Genomic DNA, 4,992 nt, shown 5'->3' with positions numbered 1-4,992 from the left:
GTTGTATGTACTTACACGAATGGGAGTAAGTCAATTTCTAGCAGATGCGATCGCTCTTTTGTTTTGGCAATAAACTCTGTAAATTGTCGCACGATCGCAAAAAAATTAAAATTATGCCTTCAAGCCACTTCAATAAACCGATTAAAGTAGAAGTTGTCCCCCAAGATCCGGCATGGCGATATGCCTTTGAGTCAGAATCGAAACAGATTGCATTAGTAATGGCAGAAAATATTGTTGCCATTCATCATATTGGTAGTACGGCAATTCCATCGATTTACGCCAAACCGATTATTGATTTTTTAATCGAAGTTAAAGACATTAACAAAGTCGATGAGCAAAGTGACGCGATGGTAGCCCTCGGTTATGAGGCGATGGGTGAATTTGGGCTGATCGGTCGGCGTTACTTCCGCAAATACAGTTCACCCGATATCAGAACTCATAACGTTCACATATATGAGGTGGGTTCGCCAGAAATAAAACGACATTTGGCATTTCGCGATTATATAATCGCTCATCCTGAAGATGCTCAAAAATATAGCGAATTAAAGCGTGAATTGGCAAACAAATATCCACGGGATATTGAAAGCTACATGGATGGCAAAGATGAATTTATCAAAGAAATAGAAAGAAAAGCATTAAGTGATTTTTAAATGTATCGAACAGACTGGTACATCACGGGGGAGGGCAATGCTCACCCTACAAATTATGCTGATGTTGATTGACGATCGCCTACTTATAAATAAAAAGCTCACCCCCATAAGGGGTGAGAAGAAGCGACTTACCAATCTCTAACCTATGCAAAGAAAAGAAACCTAATCTTAGACCATTCCTTGTCCTCTGGGACGGGAATCCTGTTCCATTGTCAATTTCCCTTCCTCATCTTCCTTCAAGTTGCTCATTTCTTGACTGCGTTCCGCTGCAAGCTGTTCGTCTCTTTCCCTTAAGTCACCGGGTTCGTTGATGTACATTTCCGGTTCGATCGCGTAGTTATTGAGCAGACCTTCTTTATCTACTGTGTAGCCATCTGTGGTACGAATGCTGTCGTCTTCTGTTCGATCGTTCGTTCTCGATTCTTCTTCCCGTTCTAATGTGGGAACTGTTTTGAAAGTATCGCCTTCCCGTTCTCTGCGTGCTGCTGTTTCAGCAGGAACGAGGTGCGGATCGTACCGATCGCCTGCAACTCTTTCAGATGTATCCGCAGCAGATTCTATATTTTTCTTTGTTTCTTTATCCATGATTAAATCCTCAAAAAAACTATCTCTTATACCTCAGATTAACTGCGTGCAAAGTCAGCGGTAACTATCTTTGGTGTGAGGTTGGGATCGCGCTTTTCTCTGCCTTTTGGCTGCTTGGTTCCTATCTGGCTGATTATTACTTGTACGCAGGCGATTTTATGCTGTCTGACTTGTTTTTTGACAAGCTCTTACAACTTTTACAAAAATGATTTATTTTGGTTTTGCCGATGATATTGATATTTTGAAATCACTGCATCTATCTGTTGATATAGGCTTTTAGGTTGAATTGCGGGTGGAGTTGGCAGGCAAAGTCGTCGCTTCGCGCTGGGTTATCTGCGTTTGGTTCATTTTAGCTTTTTGAAGTTTTGCAAGACAGATGAAAACATATAGGTTTGATAGTTTTTTATACTGTGTGACCTAACTTTGATTTAAATTGCAAAGACACTCAAAACTGACGATTTTCCAAGGCGCTATGTTATAGGTTTGATTATCGGATAAAATTTCGGGTGCATCAACGGGTCGCTCTAGTAAATCAACAGGATTGACAATTTCCAATCCGATATCGCTGTGCAATTGCAACTCTGCTGCTTCGCCGTGGCATTCGTAACACCGCAAAATCCATCGATCGCTACGATCTTCGGATTGTTTAAATGCGATTAAAATTAGATTTTCTGCTGATAAGTTCAACAATTGACCGACTGCTGGCAAGGGAGAATTTACTTTTTCACCTACCGATCGCAGTAGTATCGCTTGCAATGGTAAATTCAATTCGTACCCGCGTCGCACTGTACCAGCCGATCGCCAATCGCCGCTGTGAGGATAAAGGGCATATGTAAATTTATGATAACCTCGATCGGCTTCTGGATCTGGCCAACTCGGACTTCGCAATAACGTTAAACGCAATTGATTTGGCTGGCTGTCATATCCGTATTTGCAATCGTTCAGCAAACTGACACCGTACATGGGTTGTTCGATTTGCGATTGCAAATCTGAAATATTTTCGGTCAAATCTGCCCAACGCAATGCACTTACTTCCCATTTCGCTTTTTCTCGCTCTGTTTCGGGTCGAGTTGTTCTGGCGATCGCACCGCAAGGAATTTCGTAGGTGACGCTATCGGCAGTTAAGTTGAGCGGAAAGGCTGCTTTTAACAAAACGTGATTTTCTTGCCAGTTGGCGGTGGTGACGATTTGGAGAACGGCATCTCCTACATCTAATACGTAATCTTGACAAATTTCCGATTTACCCCATTCGCTCACTACTCGCAATCGCTGTCGCACTTCTCCTCTTTCGATCCACTCAATTGATTTCAGCACAGTTGCTGGTAATGGATGTTCTTGATATTTCGGGTCGATATTCCAAGCATCCCAATATTGTCCGCTATCTTGAAACGCTTGCAGTTGATTTCCTCCCGCTTCTTGGAGGATTTCTTTATAATTAATTTTATCGAAAACGCCGATCAAGTTACCACTTTCTCCCCCCACAATTACCCGCAGTAATTCATTCTCTAAAATCCAATCTTTTCCGACTAAACTATCTTTTTGGACAAGTTGGCGATTTTGTTGTAAGATAGATGTGTTAGGATTGCCCATACTATCGGCTATAAACGAAATTTCCCCCTTCGGCAACGAATTTGCAAGTGTTTCAGCCTTTTGAGGGCATAGCCAAAAGACGCGATACCCGATAGACGGAACATTATTTGCCACAAACAGCAGCGTCTTTTCATGGGATAGCTGGGACGAGAGGGGTTGTTTTTCCGAGTCGAAAACTTGCCAAAGCGTTGAGGAGGTGTGTAAAGGGACGGAGACGACTGCCGATCGCTCCCAGTTGAGGGAATTGAAAACGACCAGTGGCAAAGCGTCTGGAAAAGGTGGAGAAGGGAGAGCGATTTGAGAAGCGATCGCACTCATCGCATTTTGCCATATTTCCGCGCCGACTTGTTCCACTTCCCCCCAAGCGCGATTCGCATCCGCGAAAACTGCCGGGATCGAAGTTCCGGGCAGAATATCGTGAAATTGGTTAAACAGAACTTTTTTCCAGGCATCTTCCAATTCCGTTTTCGGGTAAGCTAACCCAACAGCAATCGCAGCCAGAGAGGAAAACAATTCCGCTTGGTAGAGCAAAGCTTCGCAGCGACGATGGGAACGCTTTTGATGGGCGTGAGTCGTGTAGCAACCGCGATGGAATTCTAGATATAATTCGTCATACCAAACGGGAATGTCAGTTTTCAGTTGTTCGTTGTTGACGATCGCAGACAAATAATTCTCAGCAGTTGTAAATTCCAAATTCGGGAAGAAAGGAGAATTTTGCCAACGCCTAGCAGTTTCCAACATATCGCGGGTAGGCCCGCCGCCGTGGTCGCCGACACCAGGCAGCCAAAGAGCATCGTGCAAACCAGTTTTGATTTGCCAATCGATCGCATACTTCATCATTTTAATAGGATCGATCGTTTCCCCAATTAAAGCAGACATCAAACTGAATATCTGCGTGCCATCAGGCGACTGCCACCAGAAAACACCGTAAGGAAATTTAGTCGTATCGTTCCACGCCAACTTCTGCGTCACAAAATATTCAATTCCGCCTTGTTTGAGAAATTGCGGTAAAGTCGCGCAAAAGCCAAAACTATCAGGTACCCAGGCAACGACACTGAAGCGATCGAACTTTTCCCGAACGTAGCGCTGACCGTAGAGAATTTGACGAACGATCGACTCACCATCGATTAAATTCAAATCCGGTTCCACCCACATTCCACCGACCACTTCCCAACGTCCGGCGATAACTTGTTTTTGGATATCCGCAAATAAATCCGGGCGATGTTTTTCGATCCATTCGTACAAAGCTGGCGTAGAATGACAGAAAATTAATTCCGGAAAATCTTGCTGTAATTCTAGAACTGATGCAAACGTGCGTTGAGCTGCGATCCAAGTTTCGCTCACCGGCCATAACCACGCCATATCTAAATGCGCGTGACCCAACAAAGAGATTTTGGATTTGGGATTTTGGATTTGGGATTGCAGAGTTTGACGTAATGTGGAAAGACAGCGATCGAACTTTTTTCGATCTGGCAAAATCGACCAATCAATCTCCGCCACAGCCGTTTCGAGAACATCTAATTTTTCCGGTGCAAAACTCTCTATATAATATAGATGTACCGCTAACTCATCGGCGACAAAACCAGGTTCGATCCGATCGCGATCGGCAGATTCGTAAACGCAAAGCGATCGCATCAACGCACCGCGATCGTGACTTGGACTAACCAAACGCAAAGCGATCGAAATTTCCTCACCTGGAATCGCAGATGCACTCAACACCACCCGCGTGAAATAATCGAATAAATCTCCCGACTGAACTAAGCGATCGTTAACAAAAATCCCGACATCTTCCGCCCACCAAGTTAACGCCAGTCGCAAAGTCAATCCCTCCAAAGGATAACCTTGCAAATTATCGGGAATCACCAACTTTTGTACCAGCCATAAAACTTGGCGTCCGCCTTCCCAAACAATCTGTCTTTTCTCATTCAGTTTCACAAACGGCCAGTTCTGCCATTCATCAGACGATCGCACACTCGACCAAGGCAAATCAACAGTACCATATTGCCAATTCGATAGAACATCCACCTGAGTGAGGCGACGCAACTTTTCTATTGATAACTCGATATCTCGAACTGGCGCTGTCATTTTAACTATAGCCTCCAGGCTAGTATATGTAGGGTGGGCAATGCCCACCGACAAATCATCTGCGTTCCGAAGCGATCGTCTG

General features: G+C 44.2%; 3 protein-coding genes. 1 reads left to right on the top strand and 2 read right to left on the bottom strand.

Annotated elements, in window-relative coordinates:
- Positions 1-113 precede the first annotated feature (113 nt).
- Complete coding sequence (locus H6S82_RS17685) at positions 114-650, top strand: GrpB family protein (protein ID WP_190474138.1); 537 nt, start codon at positions 114-116, stop codon at positions 648-650.
- 168 nt (positions 651-818) lie between these two features.
- Here H6S82_RS17685 and H6S82_RS17680 read toward each other — a convergent pair whose 3' ends face one another.
- Both H6S82_RS17680 and H6S82_RS17675 read right to left on the bottom strand, forming a co-directional pair.
- Positions 819-1,235, bottom strand: coding sequence for a hypothetical protein (locus tag H6S82_RS17680; protein ID WP_190474140.1), 417 nt, complete (start codon positions 1,233-1,235; stop codon positions 819-821).
- A gap of 417 nt (positions 1,236-1,652) precedes the next feature.
- Positions 1,653-4,910 carry an alpha-mannosidase gene (locus tag H6S82_RS17675; RefSeq protein WP_190474142.1) on the bottom strand — a complete coding sequence of 1,086 codons (3,258 nt, stop codon included), beginning with the start codon at positions 4,908-4,910 and terminating at the stop codon, positions 1,653-1,655.
- Positions 4,911-4,992 lie beyond the last annotated feature (82 nt).

It is taken from the genome of Planktothrix sp. FACHB-1355, assembly GCF_014748295.1.
Lineage (GTDB): Bacteria > Cyanobacteriota > Cyanobacteriia > Cyanobacteriales > Aerosakkonemataceae > Aerosakkonema > Aerosakkonema funiforme_A.
The sequence above is the reverse complement of the archived record's forward strand: the minus strand, read 5'-3'. Positions and strand labels throughout refer to the sequence as shown.